Raw genomic sequence first — 18,735 nt, 5'->3', positions numbered from 1 at the left:
TTGAAGATACAAGCTTTACTCGACAAAGAAGTTCAGGATTTTATTAACCGGAATATCGATCAACAGGTTACACAATTAGCTTTACAAAAAAAACAATTCAACGGAATAGCATTAAGTGAAGTGGTACAACAGGTAGCTGCAAAACAAAAAGCAGAAAAAAAATTGCCCACTTGGTTTGCTACTGCAAATATCATTTATCCGTCAAAAGTTTCAGTTGAACAAACTTCCTCAGAGCAAACTGCAGCTTATAAAGCTTCATTAATCAGCGGAAAAACATTATTAGATGCCACCGGCGGTTTCGGGGTGGATGATTACTATTTCGCACAGCAATTTCAAAAAGTCATTCATTGCGAATGGAACCAGGAACTATCCGAAATTGTGAAGCACAATGCTGAACTCTTAAAAGTAAATAATCTGGAATGCCTTTCCGGTGATAGTACTGAAATCATAAAAAAACGGGATCAACAACTAGACTGGATTTATATAGATCCGTCACGCCGACATGATCATAAAGGAAAAGTATTCATGCTAAAAGATTGTGAACCGAATGTTCCTGACCTGTTAGAATTCTATTTTCAATATACTTCTAACATCCTCATAAAAACGGCTCCGCTACTCGATCTAAAAGCCGGTTTAAGTGAGTTAAAATACGTAAAGAAAATTCACATTATTGCACTTGATAACGAAGTTAAAGAATTGCTTTGGGAAATTCACCGCAATTATGAAGGTGACCTTAGCATTTCTGCCGTTACAATTGAAAAAGGAAAGCCATTAAAAAGTGAGTTCAATTGGAACACAAACTATCAGTCCACATTCAGCAAACCTAAAAAATATTTGTTCGAACCCAATGCTGCTTTATTAAAATCCGGTATGTTTGACGCTGTTTCTGCTGTTTTTCACATCGATAAATTACACCAACATTCCCATTTGTATACAACTGACGAAGACTTAAATTTACCGGGACGTAATTTTATAATTGATCAGGTAGTTCCTTTTGATAAAAATTCAGCCAAAACATACCTTCTCAATCAAAAACTTAATATTTCTACCCGGAACTTCCCCTTGAAACCGGAAGAATTAAGAAAGAAATACAAAATCAAAGACGGTGGTGATACTTATGTATTTTTCACAACTAATTCAGAAAATAAAAAAATTATCCTATTTTGCACAAAAAAATAAATATGCGCTATTTAATTCTATTTTTACTAGCCTCTGTTACTCTTTTCTCTCAGTCTAAAAGTTGTAAATATGAAATTGAAGAAAAAACAGATTCCACTTCTTTAAGAATACTGAAAGAGCAACTTTTCTCAGAAAAAGTTTTCGGTTCTAAAAAAGAACTTATACAAGCAACCTTATTAAACAATAACGGAATTCCGACTTTAGGTCTACAAATCGTAGAAAAAAACACGATTTTTATCCCTACCAAATGTCTGAACAGAAGTTCAAAAGTTATACTTCAGCTAGAAAACGGTAAAATTGTGACCCTACTAAGCATCAATGAAGATATCTGTTCTGCTTTGAGTTATATTGAGGAAGACAAAGCTAATATTCGTATATTGAATGCTTATTTTGTCTTTACAAAACAAAACTACGACGAACTCAAAAGCTCTCCGGTTTCACTGATGCGGATACAATTTTCAGGCGAAAGTCAGGATTACATCATCAAAAAAGAGATACAATCAGAACTTTTAAAAGAAACCTTCTACCCAAGTCGTTTATTTATGGATTATCTGACATGTATTGAATAATAAAAGCCCGTAAAACGGGCTTTCTTTTTCAGATCAACTTACTATTCTTACAGGCTGTTTATCCTCATTCAAAGCAACAAACGTAAATTCTCCATGAATTGCTTTGTCTCTTTCTTCCGAATACATCTCCTCAATAAATATTTCTACAGAAACTCTTAAACTGGTATTGCCTACATGGCAAACTTTACCAACTAACTCTATAATAGTTCCTCCGGGAATCGGTTTTTTAAAATCAATTCTGTCACTACATACAGTAACTACTTTCTGCCTGCAGAAACGCGTTGCCGCAATAAAAGCTACTTCATCCATCAATTGCATTGCCGTTCCTCCAAATAACGTATCATAATGATTGGTCGTATTAGGAAATACAGCTTTAAAAATTCTGGTTTCCGATTGTACGATTCTTTGCTCAATTGTCATAACCTTCTTTTTTCAGCGTTAAACAATTCTCTTTGAGACTATTACCTCCGTCTGTTACCGAAGTAATAGTAATCCGACTATCAGTTCGCGGATAGTCATACTGAAATACTGTCATTTCATTTACTTTTAAATATTAAACAATGATTTAAAAGTTCTTCGAATAACTTCTCAGCACATTTTGCAATAAAAAAAGAGAATAGATTAAGTATCGGTCGGAATTAAAACACCACCGATTCGACACCAAAATTGACTCTGACTTCAGATCGCGAAAGTACCGTCATATCAGAAACAGGCAGGTCTCCTGGCTTGTAACAATTTTTACCATCCTTCCCGTTATAAGAAACAGTGGATCACTAAGGATAAAAATCATGAAATTACTTACAGTTGCGCGACAGCTCCGGATTTACACCGGATTCCCTATTAATGTTCCGCTAAGAACAACCTTTTCCGTTTGATAGAAACTACGTAAAGAACAATAGCGCTAAGGTAGGAACTTATTTTAATTTTGATAAATAATTTTCGATTTTGTTGGTTTTCCAAGCCTATATAGGCAATTTAACATCCGCAAAAGATACTAATACTCCACTCCTTTTGTTTAGTAGGTGTTATCTCATAATAACAACCCGCTCCTTTATCTTCCGGACCGTAAATATCTTTACCACTATACCATTTATTTTTTACATCTCCGGCTTCGGCACTATATATTTTTTCAATCCATTTTTTAATCTTCTCTTTTTCTATTTTAGGCAAAAAGATGTTAATTGTAACTCCTCCTTCTTCATCACAATTATTTACAACGTAACGGATATTATTTTCAAATGTTTGTTCAAAAGAACAAATACTATCTTCAATATAATCGGATCTTTTAATCTTAATTTTCTCGGAAGTCGGTTTATAATTCTCTAAAAAATACAGATAGACTATCTCTTCTGAAAAGTCTTTTGATTTTGCTTTTTCTTTCAATGCAATGATATCCGGATCTTTCAATTCAAAATTCTGAGCAGTAATGACTATAGAAACAAAAAGAAAAAAGATACTATATAAGATTTTGATTTTCATAATTCTACACTAATAAACAGTTGCTTTTTTGATCTTAATTCAAAAATACAGAAAAATTACAGTCCGTAAAAAATCCATCTGTCTTTTATCGAACTATTTCTTAAAAAAGTTAAATGTGTTACCAATAATCCGGAAAGGATTATTATTTTCTGTTTTTCCTAGGGAAACATCCAAAAGGAGAACAAAACCAATTCAATAAATCTGAAACTATCATACTTTGCATTCCCTCCGTTTCATCCTCAAAAAATAACTTATTGTCTTTTATAAACAGAGGAAAATCTTTCGGTAGATCTAAAGCATAAATATATTCTTCATTTTTATCTGAAATAAAGATCAATTCATTTACTCCTTTTCCGGAAAGGTTAATATGAGATATCAACACTTTATACTTTATCTTATTTCCAGCAATAATTTCTCCCAAATAATTAACTTTCTGACTAATGCCTGATTCAGGTTCTTCAAATACATAATCTTTTTGAAGCTTTACATTTTTAGAGAAATCAATATAACTCTCAATTACCTGAGAATTTAATTGTGAATTAAATAGAAGAAAAAAAATAAAAATAACGAGTCTTTCCATTTTTGTTTTCATAAAATTTATGCACTCCTGAAAATAGAACATTGTATCTGATTTCTCTAATCTAAGGTACACTAATAACAATATTTAAAAACAAAAAAGCCTAGTAAATAAATTTACTAGGCTTTTTGTGATCCCGTCAGGATTCGAACCTGAGACCTACTGCTTAGAAGGCAGTTGCTCTATCCAGCTGAGCTACGAGACCATTATTTTATCCGTCGGGGTGGCAGGATTCGAACCTGCGACCTCCTGGTCCCAAACCAGGCGCGATGACCGGGCTACGCTACACCCCGAAAAAAGAAGCGGAGAGACAGGGACTCGAACCCTGGCATCGGTTACCCGATGACAGATTAGCAATCTGCTCCGTTACCACTCCGGCACCTCTCCTTAAATCTTTAAAAGAACTTATCTTTTTTGCGGTTGCAAATGTAAGCCTTACTATTATTATTTACAACTATTTTCTAAAGTTTTTTCATTTTTATTTTAAAAAAAAATGAAACGATTTAAAATTCAAACAGATAGCAAAACAACTTTTTTTACTAAAAAAAAGAACTCTCCCTTATTTACGTTAATAATTCACTATTTCGATTGATTTAAAGAATTTTTTTGGAATAAAAATAGTAAATTCGCAAAAACTAAATAAACACATCATGAGTAAAAAAGTTGTTATTGTTTCTGCAGTCAGAACTCCGATCGGTAGCTTCATGGGAGCTTTATCCAGTGTACCGGCTACAAAATTAGGAGCAACTGCTATAAAAGGAGCACTAAATAAAATCAATTTAAAACCGGAAGAAGTTGACGAAGTATTAATGGGAAATGTTGTTCAGGCTAACAACGGACAAGCTCCTGCACGTCAAGCTGCGTTATATGCCGGAATACCTAACACTGTACCTTGTACAACCGTTAATAAAGTATGTTCCAGTGGTATGAAAGCAATCATGCAGGGCGCTCAGGCTATCCAATGTGGTGATGCTGATATTATCGTAGCCGGTGGTATGGAAAACATGAGCTTAATCCCTCATTACGTACACATGAGAAATGGTGTTAAATTCGGGCCTGCTACTCTAGCCGATGGTTTACAACGAGATGGTTTGTTTGATGCCTATGACAACCAACCTATGGGGGTATTTGCTGATCAATGTGCAACAGAATACCAAATTACCAGAGAAGAACAAGATCGCTTTACAGTTCAGTCTTATGAAAGGTCTGCAAAAGCTTGGGAAAACGGGAAGTTTGATTCAGAAATTGTTCCAGTGGAAGTTCCGCAACGAAGAGGAGAACCTATCTTAGTATCTAAAGATGAAGAATTTACCAATGTTAAACTAGATAAAATCCCAGTATTATCTCCTGTATTCACAAAAGAAGGAACTGTTACTGCTGCCAATGCTTCTACAATCAATGACGGAGCTGCAGCTGTAGTGTTAATGAGCGAAGAAAAAGCTAGCGCATTAGGATTACAACCATTAGCATATATTAAATCTTTTGCCGATGCTGCTCAGGAACCAAAATGGTTTACTACTGCTCCATCAAAAGCTTTACCTAAAGCTTTACAGAAAGTAAATCTAGAATTAACAGATATTGATTTCTTTGAGTTTAACGAAGCATTCTCTGTTGTCGGTTTAGCCAATGCTAAGATTTTAGGTTTAAGTGAAGATAAGATCAATGTTAACGGCGGGGCTGTTTCATTAGGACATCCTCTGGGATGTTCGGGAGCGCGCATCGTTGTTACCTTGTTAAATGTATTGGAACAAAACAATGCTAAATTAGGAGCTGCTGCTATCTGTAATGGTGGTGGTGGTGCTTCAGCTATTGTAATCGAAAAAGCTTAATATATTTCCTTTATAAAACATCGGATATCCTATCCGGTGTTTTTTATTTAATATTATAATTGTTTTAATGTTCGGAATTTGTAATCTTGCCATAGTTCCCATTCGTTCTGAAGCATCAGACAGAAGCGAACAGGTTTCCCAATTGTTATTTGGAGAATTTTTTAAAATTATTGAAGAAACTCCTAAATGGAGTAAGATTGAAACCGCTTTTGACCAATACACGGGTTGGGTTGACAATAAACAATTTTTTAAAATTTCCGAAAATCAATATGCAGATCTACTGGAAACTCCGGAAGTTCTGAATGCTGATCTGATTGAATACATTACAAATCCTGAAAACGAGTTGATCGCCATTCCTTTGGGCTCTTCACTTTCCTTTTTAAGCCACGAAAATATTAACACTAAGAATTATGCTTTCGAAGGGCTAAAAACATGTGGTATTAAGTCTAAAACCGCTATTGTTAAAACGGCTTTCATGTACCTTAACGCTCCTTATCTGTGGGGTGGAAAATCCCCTTTCGGAATAGACTGTTCCGGCTTCACGCAAATGGCTTATCGATTGAACGGATATCATATTTTAAGAGATGCTTCCCAACAGGCTACTCAAGGAGAACCTCTTAGTTTTATTGAAGAAAGTGAACCCGGAGATTTAGCCTTTTTTGATGATGAAGAAGGGAATATCATCCATGTAGGAATTATGATGGAAAACAATCATATTATTCATGCATCCGGAAAGGTTCGAATTGATCGTCTGGATCATTTAGGCATCTACAATGCCGAAACAAACAGACATACTCACAAATTAAGAGTTATTAAGAAAATAATTTAAAATATAAAAAAGCTCCGAATCGGAGCTTTTTTAGTATAGAGATATTATAATTTTCTATTATTTAATCACTTCTACTTTTTGATTAGCTTCTATATTTACGCTATCAAAAAATCCTTGATCATTCATCCACTCATCACTATATACTTTACTCATATAACGCGAACCGTGATCCGGGAAAATAATAACGACATTACTGTCTTTTGTAAACTCACCTTCCTCAGCATATTGACGAACTGCTTGTAGAGCTGCACCTGAAGTATAACCTACAAACAAGCCTTCTACTCTTGAAATTTCTCGTGCTGTATGTGCACTTTCCTCATCTGATACTTTCATAAATTTATCGATTGCATCAAAATCAGTTGCTGTAGGGATCAAATTCTTACCTAAACCTTCAATTCTGTAAGGATAGATCTCATTACTATCAAACTCACGGGTTTCGTGGTATTTTTTCAGTATTGAACCGTAAGCATCCACTCCCAGAACTTTAATATCAGGATTCATTTCCTTTAAGAACTTAGCAGTTCCTGAGATAGTTCCTCCTGTACCGCTACACGCCACTAAATGGGTGATTTTTCCATTGGTTTGTTCCCAAATTTCAGGTCCGGTAGTTTTATAATGCGCTTCAATATTTAATTCATTAAAATATTGATTGATATAAATTGAACCTTTTGTTTCTTCGTGTAAACGTTTTGCTACACTGTAATAAGACCGTTCATCGTCAGCTGATACATGAGCCGGGCAAAGATATACTTTGGCTCCCATTGCTCTTAACATATCAATCTTGTCTTTAGAAGATTTAGAACTAACTGCTAGTATACACTCATATCCTTTGATAATACTAACCATTGCTATACTAAATCCTGTGTTTCCTGAAGTCGTTTCGATAATGGTATCACCCGGTTTAAGTATTCCTCTCCTCTCTGCTTCTTCAATAATATATAATGCTATTCTATCTTTTGCAGAATGTCCAGGATTAAAGGCTTCTACTTTTGCATAAAAGTTACCTTCCAGATTCGATGTAACTTTACTTAATTTTAACAACGGCGTGTTCCCTATTAGTGCAAGAACATTATCGTAGGCTTTTATTTCTTCTTTCATAAATAAAAAATTAGTTGTGGTAGGCTTTCTGTATTTATTTTTGACAACCCCAAAACCATGCAAATTTAACAAAAAAAGTTTAACTATTCCTTAATTTTTTCTAAATCTAACAAAAACGCAAATTCCTTAGCTAATTCTTTCAGTGCTTCAAAGCGCCCTGAAGCACCGCCATGACCCGCATCCATATTTGTATCTAAAAATAAGAGATTTTTATCAGTTTTCATATCTCGTAATTTGGCTACCCATTTGGCAGGTTCCCAATATTGCACCTGCGAATCATGTAATCCTGTGGAAATGTACATATTAGGATAATCCTGTGTCTTAACATTATCATAAGGTGAATACGAAAGCATGTAATCATAATATTCTTTATCGTTAGGATTTCCCCACTCATCATATTCTCCAGTCGTTAAGGGAATAGAATCGTCCAGCATCGTTGTAACTACATCTACAAAAGGAACTTGAGCTATGATCCCATGATACAATTCCGGTGCCATATTTGCTACTGCTCCCATCAACAAGCCTCCGGCCGATCCTCCTTCCGCATACAAATGCTCTCGGGAAGTGTATCCTTCTTTTATCAAATATTCAGAGCAATCAATAAAATCAGTAAATGTATTTTTCTTTTTTAACAACTTTCCATCTTCATACCAATCTCTTCCTAAATCTTCTCCGCCTCTGATGTGAGCTATCGCAAAAATAAATCCTCTGTCTAATAAACTCAAACGTGTTGTAGAGAACCAAGGATCCATTGAAGAACCATAAGAACCGTAAGCATATTGCAATAACGGATTTTTTCCATCCTTTTGAACTCCTTTTCTGTAGACTAAAGAAACCGGAACTTTAGTTCCGTCTTCAGAGGTAGCCCAAATACGTTCTTCCTGATAATTATTTTTATCGAATTTGCCTCCAAGCACTTCCTGTTCTTTTAAAACCGCTTTCTCTTTGGTACGCATGTTAAAATCAATCACCGATGAAGGCGTAGCCAATGATTGGTAAGCAAAACGCAACAATTCTGTATCAAAATCAGGGTTTGTAGTTGTGTAAGCGGTATAGGTCTCACTTTCGAAAGGCAGATAATAAGGCTCTTCCCTACTCCACGGGCGAATCTGAATTTTATTCAATCCGTTGGAACGCTCTTCAACTACCAAATAATCCTTAAAAATATCAATTCCTTCTAAAAGAACTTCTTTCCTATGCGGAATCAGATCAACCCAATGCTCAGAGGTCGTAGCCTTTTCGGGAGTCTTCATCAATTTAAAGTTAGTTGCCTTATCTTTATTAGTCAATATATAAAAGCTGTCTCCGAAATGAGAAATGGAATATTCTACTCCTCTTACTCTTTTCTGGAAAACACGAAACTTCCCGGACGGATCATTTGCCTCTAAAACCTGATATTCTGAGGTCAACGTACTTGTAGAACCGATAACCAGATATTTTTTAGATTTTTCTTTATATACAAACGTATAAAAAGTATCATCCTTTTCATGGAAAACCAATTCGTCTTTAGCCGGTTCTGTTCCTAATATATGCTTATATATTTTATCAGAACGAAGAGTTTGCGGATCTTTTTTAGTGTAAAAGAAAGTTTTATTGTCACTTGCCCAAGCTGTACTTCCTGTGGCATTCTCAATAGCTTCCGGTAAAATTTCACCGGTCTTCAGATTTTTAACTTTAATTGTATACTGGCGTCTTGAAACGGTATCTACTCCAAATGAACACCATTCGTTATCTTCACTCACACTGATACCATTCAAATTAAAATAAGAATGCCCTTTAGCCATTTCATTACAGTCAAACATAATTTCTTCCTGAGCATCCAAACTTCCTTTTTTACGAGCATAAATAGGATAATCTTTTCCGGTTTCAAAACGAGTAATGTAGTAATATCCGTTGTAAAAATAAGGAACTGAGGTATCGTCTTCCTTAATTCGAGATTTCATCTCCTGAAATAAATCTTCCTGAAGTTTCTTTGTATGAGCCGTCATTTTCTGATAGTACTCATTCTCTTTTTCCAGATAAGCCACAACTTCCGGATCTTCTCTTTGGTTTAACCAGTAATAGTTATCGATTCTGACATCGTTGTGTTTTTCTAATTTATACGGTATTTTTTTGGCAATCGGGGGCTGCACATCTGTATTCATTTCTGATTTTTTGGAATTACAAGAAAGAACAAAAGTAATGGAAATATACAGGACGACCGAAATTTTTCTCATGAATTTATAGATTTATTAATGAGTATAAATTTACTAAATTTGTCGTTCAAAATTAAAATTTAACATTTATGTTCGGAGACTTAATGGGTATGATGGGAAAAATCAAAGAGACCCAAGAAAAAGTAGAAGCAACCAAAAAACGTTTAGACACCGTTTTAATTGACGAAAAAAGTTCGGATGGTTTATTAGGAGTAACCATTACAGCCAACAGAACTATTAAAAACATTACTGTTAGTGACGATCTTTTACAGGACAAAGAAATGCTGGAAGATTATCTGGTAAATGTTTTAAACAAAGCTATTGAGCGTGCTACTCAGGTTAATGAAACCGAAATTGCCGCAGTTGCCAAAGAAGGGATGCCTAATATCCCGGGAATGGATTTATTCAAATAAATTAACTTTTCTCTAATAGTGTTTCCGTTGAAAAGCCTTAACTTTATATAGTTAACTTAAAAAACAGAAATCATGAAAACATTAGTTGCAGTTTATGAAACTCACAAAAAAGCACTACAAGCAGTTGATCAACTAAAAAATAATGGTTTTGATACTGAAAAAGTTTCTATTTTAGGTAAAGCTGATTTAATCAACAATCATGTACACATTAAAACTAACGACACTGCTGAAGCAGCGGAAGTCAGTTTAGGAGTGATTGCCGGAACTACATTAGGAATACTTACAGGAATAGGAGTTTTTACTATTCCGGGACTTGGTTTTCTTTACGGCGCGGGTGCTTTAGTTGGTGGAATTGCCGGAGCTGATTTAGGAGCATTCGGCAGCAGTATTATTGCTATATTAACCTTTGCAGGTGTAGAAAAGCACAATGCTAAAAAATATGAGGATCATTTGAATGAATGTAAATTCCTTCTTTTTGTTCGAGGCGATCAAAGTGATATTGATACTGCCGAAAAAATTCTGAATACTGACAAATTACATTTGGAATTAGATAGTGAATAAATTTCAGATGTGTTTTTATAAAAAAAGGATTCTGCAGAATCCTTTTTTTATAATTTATCTAAAACTTCCATCACATAATCATGCATTACCTGACGATAGTCTAAATGCGTTACCATCCTAAGTTTTCCTTGCCCCATAGAACTGATTAAAATATTCTTTTGTTTCAGTTTTTCAATAAAATCCTGTTCATTAACAGTAGGCTTCAATGTAAAGATCACTATATTAGTTTCTGCCGGTTCTACTGTCATAACCCATTCTTTTTTTGATAATACCTGAGCCAGGTCCTGAGCGCGCTCATGATCTTTTGACAACCTCTGTATATTATGTTGTAGCGCATATAATCCTGCTGCTGCTAAATATCCGGACTGCCGCATATTACCTCCGAACAATTTACGGACACGCATTGCTTTTTTCATATCCTCTGCCGAACCTACCAAAACAGAACCTACAGGTGCTCCCAGTCCTTTAGATAAACAAACTGAGATCGTATCAAATAACCGACCGAAATCTTTAGGATTTTGCTGTTTTGCAATCATAGCATTCCACAAACGTGCACCGTCTAAATGATATTTTAATCCATGCTCTTCACAGACTTGTCCTATAGCTTGCATATCTGAAAGATCATAACATGCTCCTCCCCCTTTATTTGTTGTATTTTCAAGACTTACCAATCGGGTTACAGGAGCGTGATAAAACTCGGGGTCATTAATCACTTCTTTTACCTGCTGAGCCGTAATCTTTCCTCTGCTTCCATCTACTAAATGACAAGAAACACCACTGTTTGCAGCAACTCCGCCTCCTTCATACAAAAAAATATGAGACCATTTATCGCAAATAACCTCATCACCCGGTTTAGTATGCAATCGTATAGCTGTTTGATTTGCCATTGTACCACTAGGAAAAAACAAAGCCGCTTCTTTACCGAACAAACTTGCAGTATAACGCTCCAATTCGTTTACTGTAGGGTCTTGTTTAAATACATCATCCCCTACTTTTGCCGTAAACATTGCCTCCAACATTTCCTGAGTTGGTTTGGTAACTGTATCACTTATTAAATTTATTTCCATATATCAAAAGGAATGTCTTATTTTTGTGTCGTAAAACTACAATTTTTATGGTAAACACAGAACAAGTTAAAGATATTATTGATCGCCTTGGTGCGTTAAGGAGGTATCTTTGACATCGATAAGAAACTGATCGAAATCACTAACGAAGAAGAAAAAACCTTTGCCCCTGACTTTTGGGACAACGCAAAAGAAGCGCAAGTTATTGTTCGCAACATCCGCTCAAAGAAAAAATGGGTTGAAGATTACAACAAAGCTGTTGAATTATCTGATGAACTTCAAATTATGTTAGACTTCTACAAAGAAGGTGATGTAACTGAAGAAGAAGTAGACGAACAATATGATAAAACCATCACGCATATAGAAGATCTGGAATTCAGGAACATGCTTTCTGATGAAGGAGACAGTATGAGTGCTGTATTGCAAATTACTGCCGGAGCCGGAGGGACTGAAAGCTGCGACTGGGCTTCTATGCTAATGCGTATGTACTTAATGTGGGGCGAAAAACAAGGATATAAAATTAAAGAACTGAATTTTCAGGAAGGAGATGTTGCCGGAGTAAAAACCGTAACCATAGAATTTGACGGAGATTTTGCTTTCGGTTATCTGAAAGGAGAAAACGGAGTACACCGATTGGTACGTATTTCGCCTTTTGACAGTAATGCTAAACGTCATACTTCTTTCGTTTCCGTTTATGTTTATCCTTTGGTTGATGACACTATTGAGATTGAGATCAATCCGTCTGATATTGAAATCACTACTGCTCGTTCCAGTGGTGCCGGCGGACAAAATGTAAACAAGGTAGAAACTAAAGTACAATTGGTTCACAAACCGACCGGAATTCAAATTCAGTGCTCTGAAACCCGTTCGCAACACGATAACCGGGAAAGAGCAATGCAAATGCTACGTTCTCAATTGTATGAAATAGAATTGAAAAAGCGTTTAGAGAAACGAGCTGATATTGAAGCCGGGAAAATGAAAATCGAATGGGGCTCTCAGATCCGAAACTACGTAATGCATCCGTATAAATTAGTGAAAGATGTAAGAACCGGATTCGAATCTACTGATGTTGATGCGGTCATGAACGGAGATCTTGACGGATTCTTAAAAGCCTATCTGATGATGACGGGACAAAAAGATGAAGAATAACAATAAAAAAGGGCTTTTAAAAAAGCCCTTTTTTTAGAATCAACTTTAAAAAATAATAACACAATTTTTCTTTTTAAGGTTGAGTTGTTGTTTTCTCAATTTCATCTATAATTTTTCCGAAATCGTAAAAATAGAACTCTTTGGAATCATTCATGGCTACAAATAATCCTTTGGGATAATCAGTACCTAAGTTTGTGGTTACCACATCACAACCATCAGTTTCAACTGTAGTCAAGTTTACCGCTTTGATGAAAGCATTGGTTTGACGATCAAACACATTGAATGTTCCTCTTTGTTGATCTGAAACAATAATATAACCGCCTTTTGTTGTTGTTTTTGCAATAGCAATACCTTCAATATCGCTTAAGAATTTATCCTGACCGAAAACTGACAACTCTTGGTTTCCTCTTGAAGGTTCGGCATAATATTTACGTACTCCAAACTCTTCATCTGAATAATAAATATATCCGTTTTCTGCATCCACAGCTATGGCTTCAATTTCTTTCTTACCACTGAATTTTCCAAATTTCCGAACCAAAACTGCTTGTAAACCTTTTCCCGTTGGTTGCAATTCATATTGGTATAAATAACCTTCGGCTGGTCCTTCTTTTCTTCCTACGATTGCATATACTCTATGATCTGTCGGTGAATGATACAAGGCTATTCCCATAGGCCATTGATAAGCTTCATTGGTTTCGTCTTCAAACACTTTAAACCCTCCTTTATCTAAAGGCTGCATATCCGGAACAGAGAATACTCTGATCTGTTGTTCTTCTCTTTCGGTGAATGCTATGATATCGACCTTTACTGAATCATTTAACGGAACTTGGTAAACCAAATCAATATTGTTTGGTCTTTTCATGTTACGAAGTGTTTTCTCTTCTATAATTTTTCCCTCCAGATCAAAAGCATAGATCGCTCCGTCAGTTTCTTTATCCGTTCCGAACACAATACTTTCAGCAGAGTTTTCCGGGTTTACCCAAATTGCCGGATCGTCTGTATCATTTATTGTTTTTTCTGTAATTACATCAGGAGTTATAGGTGTTAAATCAGACTGTGTTTGGCAGCTCACGGCTAAAATTGCCGCAGCAGCATTTATTAAATAAATAGTTTTCATTGTAAAAATTAGTTCTTAATATAAATCATATTTAATACCGAATGTTAAGCGTCTTCCATAGTATTCCGCTTGTTGTGTCCGTTTACTGATCGATTGGTAGTAACGCAAAGGCTGATCGGTAATATTTTTTAATTCGGCATAAAGTCTCAAATTTTTAGACAAAGTTACACCTAAATTGAAGTCTAAGAAAAATTGTTGGTCGTAATAACGATCCTCAAACTGGTTGCCTCCTATTTCATCGATATAAGCATCGGAGAAATTAGCTGATAAGCGGGCATTAAAATACTTGTGATTATATCCTAAAGATCCGTTGAACATATTCGGTGACGTGTTAGGTAAATCTAAATCATCACGTTCCTCTCCGTCTTCATTTCGAATCCCTTTTGCATCAGAGGTCAAATAGGTGTAATTCAGATAGACATTGAAATTTTTAGCAAAACCGGGTAAGAAGTCTAAATTTCTTTGAAACGAAACCTCAACACCAAAAATTGATGCCCTATCACCGTTTAAAGGTTGGTATACTCTATAACCGGATGTTCCCGCTCCATATAAGTCTGCGTCTATTTCTGTCTGGAACTGATAAATGAAATCGCTGATATCTTTGTAAAACAAACCTCCTGAGATCAATCCTACACTTTTGAAATAGTATTCTCCAAGCAAATCAAAGTTTGTTGAAGTGGTTGGCTTTAAATCGGGATTTCCTACATAAATTTCTTCGTCAGAAGTTACCACATCTAAGCTCGGAATTAAATCCACATAATTGGGTCTTGATAAAGTATTCGTAACTGCAAACCGAATGACAGCATTATCATTTGGTGTATATTTAAAGTGAACACTTGGCAACACATTGGTATAACTGTTTTTATCCGTAATGGTTCCCACAAGTTCTTCTTCGTCTTCTATTCTGTTACCGGTTGCTTCTAACGATGTATTTTCAACTCTTACTCCAAGCATTAAACCTAGCTTATTCGTAATTTGTTGAGTTGTCATAACATAACCTGCCCAAACATTTTCACTTACATCAAAATTAGCTCGCAGAAACTCATCAGGAACTGCTTCTCCGTTTACTAAAGTCAATGAACCTAACCAATCGGCACTAACATAGCTCCCTAATTGGTATTGACTACCCGGTAAAAAATCTGTATTCGTGTAATCTTTAAGACCTGTCAGATCCATTGTAGGATAAGTATCTTCTAAATCATATTCAAAGAAATTATTGTTTCGGTTCTTATTTTTAAAACGTGTTTTTACTCCTAACTTAACCGTACCATTCCCGAAAAAGTCAGCCGGAACTTCAAAATTTACTAAGGCGTTAATATCCTTTTCTTCTGTGTACTGGTATTGCTCAGTAATTTCATCGTATTCAAAATTTCCGTAATTTGTCTCATCTGTAGGGTTTACTGCATACATTCGGGGAAACTCTGTATCGGTATTATCATTAAAAACGTTGTATTCTGACTGGAAACCGACATATCTTTCATTTTTTCGTTCCTCAGACGCTTTTGCAAATGAAACCATCCAATCTGTTTTTACTGTTCCCAGCAAGTGCTTCCCTCCTAATGAATAATTCTGCATTCTCTGATCTTCTAAACGCCGACTTTTATTTCTGTTATTACTGATCCCTCCTTTTGTTTCACGAGTAATTTCTGCCGGAAAGCTTGTCAAATTTCCGTTTGTAACTGTGAAATCACTAAGAGTAATATCTTCTCCGTCCAGAATTTCATATTTAGTTCGGTAACGATTCTCCCTATCATCACGCCAGTTGTACATTGATTTAAAATACAATTCGTTGGTGCTGTTGAACTGGTAATCAAAATTTAATGCAAAACTTCTGCGAACTCTTTGAACCAAATATTTACGGGTTTCAAAACTTTTAGTGTATGGATTTACAGCTACTTCTTCCAAAACAGGTTCGCCATCGCCATCAATTGCACCGGTATTGTATTCAAACTTATCATCCCATTCAGCTTCGATATTATCCGAACCGAAATCAGTATCATTAATGGAGGCGGATGCCATCCATCCAAATTTTTTATTTTTGGAACGATTACCCACTAAAAATGAACCGTTTAAAATTCGCTTATCCGTAATAAAGCTAACTCCGGAACCTAATGTTGAAGACAAACGGAATTTTTGAGGCGCCGTTGCTGTGACCAGATTTACGGAACCACCTAAAGCATCACCATCCATATCAGGTGTGATCGTTTTATTAACTCCAATAGTCTGGATCATATCAGACGGGATCAAATCCATCTGAACATTTCGATTATCTCCTTCGGCAGAAGGAATTCTGCTGCCGTTTAGTGTAACTGAATTTAGTTGAGGGGACAAACCCCGTACAATAATGTTTCGGGCTTCCCCCTGATCTACCTGCATAGTAATTCCTGGAATACGTTTTACAGCATCTCCGATGTTTGCATCCGGAAATTTTCCGATTTGATCGGTGGAAACAACATTCGTTACATTCATATTATTTTTTTGCGCATTTAGCGCTTTCGATTGGCCGTTTCCGTATCCTACTAACTCTACTTCATTTAAGTTTAATTTTTTGGGACTTAGTTGAACGATCACATCAGCCGTTTGACCAACTTCAATAGTTACATTAACTTCTGAATCTTCATATCCTAAATAAGTAACTTTCAATTTATAGGTTCCGGCAGGAACTGACACAATAGAAAATTTACCGTCAAAATCCGTTACGGCTCCTTTTTTTAGGGCTTCGAGAACTACATTAGCTCCCGGAAGGTAAAAGTTATTTTCATCAACAACTTTTCCGGTTACTGAACCGTTCTGAGCATTGATTTTGGCAAATGAAAACAGTAGAAATACCGTTACAAATAACCATTTTAGCTGTGTTTGTTTTTTCATTTCTTTATAATTTGATTTTGACCCAAAACTATAATTATCAATAGATTCGGTAAAAATATAGAAGGCAACAAATAAGAAACGATCCGTTTTTTTAAGGAAACAAGAAGGCAACATTAAGATTGAATTTACATTGTGATAACTTTATATGTAAATAGGATAAAAATAAGCTATAAAGCCAATAAAAAAGCCACTAAATCTTCTTTCGTATCAAGAGGCAATTTCTTTCTGAAACGATGGCGGGCTACCCGTACACTATCCGGTGTAACTCTCAGGATTGAGGCTATTTCTTTTGAGGATAAATTCAGACGCAACAAAATACCCAACTTTAATTCTGTCGGTGTTAAAGTTTCAATAGCTGCTTCGGAAAGGTTTTTTGTAAAATTAGGATGTATCTCTTCAAAAAACACGTTAAAATCGTTCCATTCGCTATCTTGCTGCAACGTAAAATCAATTTCCGAACAAAGGTCTTTTAAGTGTTTTTCATAATTAACCGATTGTCGCTGTGTTAAATGTTTTAGTTTTGCGGAAAGTTCGGTCAATAATTTATTTTTTTGAACTAAATGCAGACTATAGCGCGACAAAGCTGTATTTTTAACCTCTAAATTGCGATGCAGGTTCTTTTTTTCCTTTGCTTTAAGCTCTAATTCTGCCTTTAATTTCTCCTGTTCCAATTCCTGCAATTTCGTATTTATTCTCCTTCTCTTTCCGGCATACAAAAACCATAAAAAAACAGAAATAAAGAAGATTCCTAAGATCACGACTGATAAGATTAAACGAGTGGAATTGAGTTTGTTTTGCTCTTTCAGAAGTTTGATTTGTGATTCTTTCTGATTGATCTTTAAATCCGTCAACAATACATTTACCTGATTTTGATTTTCTGCTTTAAGGGATAATTCTTTAAAATTTTCTGCCTCTAAACGGTAATTATAAGCTTTTTCGTAATCTCCTTGTAAAGCGTAGGCCTTAGCCAAATCTTTAGTAGCACTTTCTAAAAGATGATTGTCATTGACCTTTGTTGCCACTTCCAAAGCCTGTCGGGTAATCGTAATCGCTATAGTTAAATTTCCTTTTTTTCTGTAAACATCACCTATATTATTCAACACATTAGCCTCTGCTTTAGAAGAAGTTCCTTTGACCAATTGATAACTTTTCTCAAAATACTCAAAAGCTTCATCATACTGCATTAAGTCTTCATAAATGCTTCCTATATTTTCATAAACCTTAGCTCTAATCTCTCTATGTCCCTTTTCACTTAAAGCACTCAAACTTTTATTTTCAAACTCCAATGCTTTCATATAATTACCTTGTTTCTCATAAGAAGAACCAAGTGTACTATAAGCTTTAACCAAACCTTGCTTGTAATCCAATTGCTTAGAAACTGATATTGCCTGTTCTATAAAGGGAATAGCATTTGCATATCGCTTTGTGTTGTTATACAATTCTCCGACTTCAATATTCGTTTTTACAAAAAGTGAATCTTTTGAATTATTCTGATAATCCTTTAATACTGAGTTAAAATATTCTAATGCATTAGCATACAATCCGCTTTCAGCATAAATTTTACCTATTAAAAACCTCTTCTCTAAAACAACCGGAGTAGAATTATGTTGAATTGCCTGCTCTAATTCTTCTTTTAATTGCTTTAAATTTTGAGCATTAACTGTCGGGGAACAACAGATAATCAAAAGTAAACTGAACAGTAAAAAGTTATATCTCATTTTTAAACTCTAAATTCACAAAGAATACAATTCTGATTAAAACTAAGGTTAATAATTGGTTATTAAATAATTAGTTTTTACTATAATCAT

17 protein-coding genes, 3 tRNA genes and 1 riboswitch are annotated in these 18,735 nt (G+C 35.2%); of the genes, 7 read left to right on the top strand and 13 right to left on the bottom strand.

The genetic code is table 11. The features are described 5' to 3' along the window. Nucleotides 1-1,179 carry a class I SAM-dependent methyltransferase gene (locus NHF50_RS14065; RefSeq protein ID WP_252777051.1) on the top strand — a complete coding sequence of 393 codons (1,179 nt, stop codon included), beginning with the start codon at nucleotides 1-3 and terminating at the stop codon, nucleotides 1,177-1,179. Nucleotides 1,180-1,181: 2 nt separating this feature from the next. Next, nucleotides 1,182-1,748, top strand: a complete 567-nt coding sequence (locus NHF50_RS14060) for a hypothetical protein (RefSeq protein WP_252777050.1) — start codon at nucleotides 1,182-1,184, stop codon at nucleotides 1,746-1,748. Nucleotides 1,749-1,781: 33 nt separating this feature from the next. On the opposite strand, the gene NHF50_RS14055 is transcribed toward NHF50_RS14060, so the two are convergent. The 7 genes from NHF50_RS14055 to NHF50_RS14030 form a co-directional block, all read right to left on the bottom strand. Then, on the bottom strand, nucleotides 1,782-2,168 hold the full coding sequence (locus NHF50_RS14055; RefSeq protein ID WP_109570250.1) for an acyl-CoA thioesterase: 387 nt from the start codon (nucleotides 2,166-2,168) through the stop codon (nucleotides 1,782-1,784). Further along, complete coding sequence (locus NHF50_RS15765; protein ID WP_256476019.1) at nucleotides 2,158-2,283, bottom strand: hypothetical protein; 126 nt, start codon at nucleotides 2,281-2,283, stop codon at nucleotides 2,158-2,160. Before NHF50_RS15765 ends, NHF50_RS14055 begins: the two co-directional genes overlap by 11 nt. 158 nt (nucleotides 2,284-2,441) lie before the next feature. Continuing rightward, a riboswitch (cobalamin riboswitch) is annotated at nucleotides 2,442-2,629 on the bottom strand. A gap of 94 nt (nucleotides 2,630-2,723) precedes the next feature. Continuing rightward, nucleotides 2,724-3,227, bottom strand: a complete 504-nt coding sequence (locus NHF50_RS14050; protein WP_252777048.1) for a hypothetical protein — start codon at nucleotides 3,225-3,227, stop codon at nucleotides 2,724-2,726. Between the two features lie 142 nt (nucleotides 3,228-3,369). Next, a complete protein-coding gene (locus NHF50_RS14045) occupies nucleotides 3,370-3,807 on the bottom strand; it encodes a hypothetical protein (RefSeq protein ID WP_252777047.1) in 438 nt (145 codons plus the stop codon). Between the two features lie 128 nt (nucleotides 3,808-3,935). Continuing rightward, nucleotides 3,936-4,009, bottom strand: a tRNA-Arg gene (locus tag NHF50_RS14040). Nucleotides 4,010-4,022: 13 nt separating this feature from the next. Continuing rightward, a tRNA-Pro gene (locus tag NHF50_RS14035) sits at nucleotides 4,023-4,097 on the bottom strand. 10 nt (nucleotides 4,098-4,107) lie between these two features. Continuing rightward, nucleotides 4,108-4,191, bottom strand: a tRNA-Ser gene (locus tag NHF50_RS14030). Between the two features lie 263 nt (nucleotides 4,192-4,454). On the opposite strand from NHF50_RS14030, the gene NHF50_RS14025 reads away from it, so the two are divergent. Further along, nucleotides 4,455-5,633 (top strand): acetyl-CoA C-acyltransferase, encoded by a 1,179-nt coding sequence (locus NHF50_RS14025; protein WP_252777046.1) that lies wholly within the window; start codon nucleotides 4,455-4,457, stop codon nucleotides 5,631-5,633. Between the two features lie 67 nt (nucleotides 5,634-5,700). Continuing rightward, nucleotides 5,701-6,462: a C40 family peptidase gene (locus NHF50_RS14020; protein ID WP_109570246.1), complete on the top strand. Its 762-nt coding sequence runs from the start codon at nucleotides 5,701-5,703 to the stop codon at nucleotides 6,460-6,462. Nucleotides 6,463-6,519: 57 nt separating this feature from the next. Here NHF50_RS14020 and NHF50_RS14015 read toward each other — a convergent pair whose 3' ends face one another. Beyond that, nucleotides 6,520-7,560: a PLP-dependent cysteine synthase family protein gene (locus NHF50_RS14015; protein ID WP_109570693.1), complete on the bottom strand. Its 1,041-nt coding sequence runs from the start codon at nucleotides 7,558-7,560 to the stop codon at nucleotides 6,520-6,522. Nucleotides 7,561-7,643: 83 nt separating this feature from the next. Continuing rightward, the gene (locus NHF50_RS14010; protein WP_252777341.1) at nucleotides 7,644-9,704 is read right to left on the bottom strand and encodes a S9 family peptidase; all 2,061 of its coding nucleotides are present in this window, start codon (nucleotides 9,702-9,704) and stop codon (nucleotides 7,644-7,646) included. Between the two features lie 140 nt (nucleotides 9,705-9,844). On the opposite strand from NHF50_RS14010, the gene NHF50_RS14005 reads away from it, so the two are divergent. Together NHF50_RS14005 and NHF50_RS14000 are read left to right on the top strand one after the other, a co-directional pair. Next, nucleotides 9,845-10,168 (top strand): YbaB/EbfC family nucleoid-associated protein, encoded by a 324-nt coding sequence (locus NHF50_RS14005; protein WP_252777045.1) that lies wholly within the window; start codon nucleotides 9,845-9,847, stop codon nucleotides 10,166-10,168. A 72-nt stretch (nucleotides 10,169-10,240) separates the two neighbouring features. After that, nucleotides 10,241-10,729 carry a general stress protein gene (locus NHF50_RS14000; protein ID WP_109570244.1) on the top strand — a complete coding sequence of 163 codons (489 nt, stop codon included), beginning with the start codon at nucleotides 10,241-10,243 and terminating at the stop codon, nucleotides 10,727-10,729. A 47-nt stretch (nucleotides 10,730-10,776) separates the two neighbouring features. Here NHF50_RS14000 and NHF50_RS13995 read toward each other — a convergent pair whose 3' ends face one another. Beyond that, a complete protein-coding gene (locus tag NHF50_RS13995; protein ID WP_109570243.1) occupies nucleotides 10,777-11,796 on the bottom strand; it encodes a low specificity L-threonine aldolase in 1,020 nt (339 codons plus the stop codon). A gap of 47 nt (nucleotides 11,797-11,843) precedes the next feature. Between NHF50_RS13995 and prfB the strand changes: the two genes are divergently transcribed. Next, nucleotides 11,844-12,942, top strand: a protein-coding gene (gene prfB / locus NHF50_RS13990; RefSeq protein ID WP_109570242.1) for a peptide chain release factor 2 whose coding sequence is annotated in 2 segments (ribosomal slippage) — nucleotides 11,844-11,906 and nucleotides 11,908-12,942 — 1,098 coding nt in all. Because the reading frame shifts where the segments join, the coding sequence is not laid out codon by codon here. Nucleotides 12,943-13,015: 73 nt separating this feature from the next. Here the strand turns inward: prfB and NHF50_RS13985 are convergent. From NHF50_RS13985 to NHF50_RS13975, 3 genes are all read right to left on the bottom strand, one after another. Further along, nucleotides 13,016-14,059, bottom strand: coding sequence for a phytase (locus NHF50_RS13985; protein WP_252777044.1), 1,044 nt, complete (start codon nucleotides 14,057-14,059; stop codon nucleotides 13,016-13,018). 15 nt (nucleotides 14,060-14,074) lie between these two features. After that, nucleotides 14,075-16,927 (bottom strand): TonB-dependent receptor, encoded by a 2,853-nt coding sequence (locus NHF50_RS13980; protein ID WP_252777043.1) that lies wholly within the window; start codon nucleotides 16,925-16,927, stop codon nucleotides 14,075-14,077. Between the two features lie 167 nt (nucleotides 16,928-17,094). Continuing rightward, nucleotides 17,095-18,645, bottom strand: a complete 1,551-nt coding sequence (locus tag NHF50_RS13975) for a tetratricopeptide repeat protein (RefSeq protein ID WP_252777042.1) — start codon at nucleotides 18,643-18,645, stop codon at nucleotides 17,095-17,097. Nucleotides 18,646-18,735: the final 90 nt, after the last annotated feature.

This window comes from Flavobacterium sp. NRK F10, from assembly GCF_024054235.1.
Lineage (GTDB): Bacteria > Bacteroidota > Bacteroidia > Flavobacteriales > Flavobacteriaceae > Flavobacterium > Flavobacterium sediminis.
The sequence above is the reverse complement of the archived record's forward strand: the minus strand, read 5'-3'. Positions and strand labels throughout refer to the sequence as shown.

What these genes read in the sequence shown, in the direction of transcription:
- NHF50_RS13985 (WP_252777044.1), bottom strand. Translation starts at nt 14,059, where the DNA reads ATGAAAACTATTTATTTAATAAATGCTGCTGCGGCAATTTTAGCCGTG.
- NHF50_RS13975 (WP_252777042.1), bottom strand. Translation starts at nt 18,645, where the DNA reads ATGAGATATAACTTTTTACTGTTCAGTTTACTTTTGATTATCTGTTGT.
- NHF50_RS14060 (WP_252777050.1), top strand. Translation starts at nt 1,182, where the DNA reads ATGCGCTATTTAATTCTATTTTTACTAGCCTCTGTTACTCTTTTCTCT.
- NHF50_RS14055 (WP_109570250.1), bottom strand. Translation starts at nt 2,168, where the DNA reads ATGACAATTGAGCAAAGAATCGTACAATCGGAAACCAGAATTTTTAAA.
- NHF50_RS14025 (WP_252777046.1), top strand. Translation starts at nt 4,455, where the DNA reads ATGAGTAAAAAAGTTGTTATTGTTTCTGCAGTCAGAACTCCGATCGGT.
- NHF50_RS14020 (WP_109570246.1), top strand. Translation starts at nt 5,701, where the DNA reads ATGTTCGGAATTTGTAATCTTGCCATAGTTCCCATTCGTTCTGAAGCA.
- NHF50_RS14045 (WP_252777047.1), bottom strand. Translation starts at nt 3,807, where the DNA reads ATGGAAAGACTCGTTATTTTTATTTTTTTTCTTCTATTTAATTCACAA.
- NHF50_RS14015 (WP_109570693.1), bottom strand. Translation starts at nt 7,560, where the DNA reads ATGAAAGAAGAAATAAAAGCCTACGATAATGTTCTTGCACTAATAGGG.
- NHF50_RS14010 (WP_252777341.1), bottom strand. Translation starts at nt 9,704, where the DNA reads ATGAATACAGATGTGCAGCCCCCGATTGCCAAAAAAATACCGTATAAA.
- NHF50_RS13995 (WP_109570243.1), bottom strand. Translation starts at nt 11,796, where the DNA reads ATGGAAATAAATTTAATAAGTGATACAGTTACCAAACCAACTCAGGAA.
- NHF50_RS13980 (WP_252777043.1), bottom strand. Translation starts at nt 16,927, where the DNA reads ATGAAAAAACAAACACAGCTAAAATGGTTATTTGTAACGGTATTTCTA.
- NHF50_RS14005 (WP_252777045.1), top strand. Translation starts at nt 9,845, where the DNA reads ATGTTCGGAGACTTAATGGGTATGATGGGAAAAATCAAAGAGACCCAA.
- NHF50_RS14050 (WP_252777048.1), bottom strand. Translation starts at nt 3,227, where the DNA reads ATGAAAATCAAAATCTTATATAGTATCTTTTTTCTTTTTGTTTCTATA.
- NHF50_RS14000 (WP_109570244.1), top strand. Translation starts at nt 10,241, where the DNA reads ATGAAAACATTAGTTGCAGTTTATGAAACTCACAAAAAAGCACTACAA.
- NHF50_RS15765 (WP_256476019.1), bottom strand. Translation starts at nt 2,283, where the DNA reads ATGACAGTATTTCAGTATGACTATCCGCGAACTGATAGTCGGATTACT.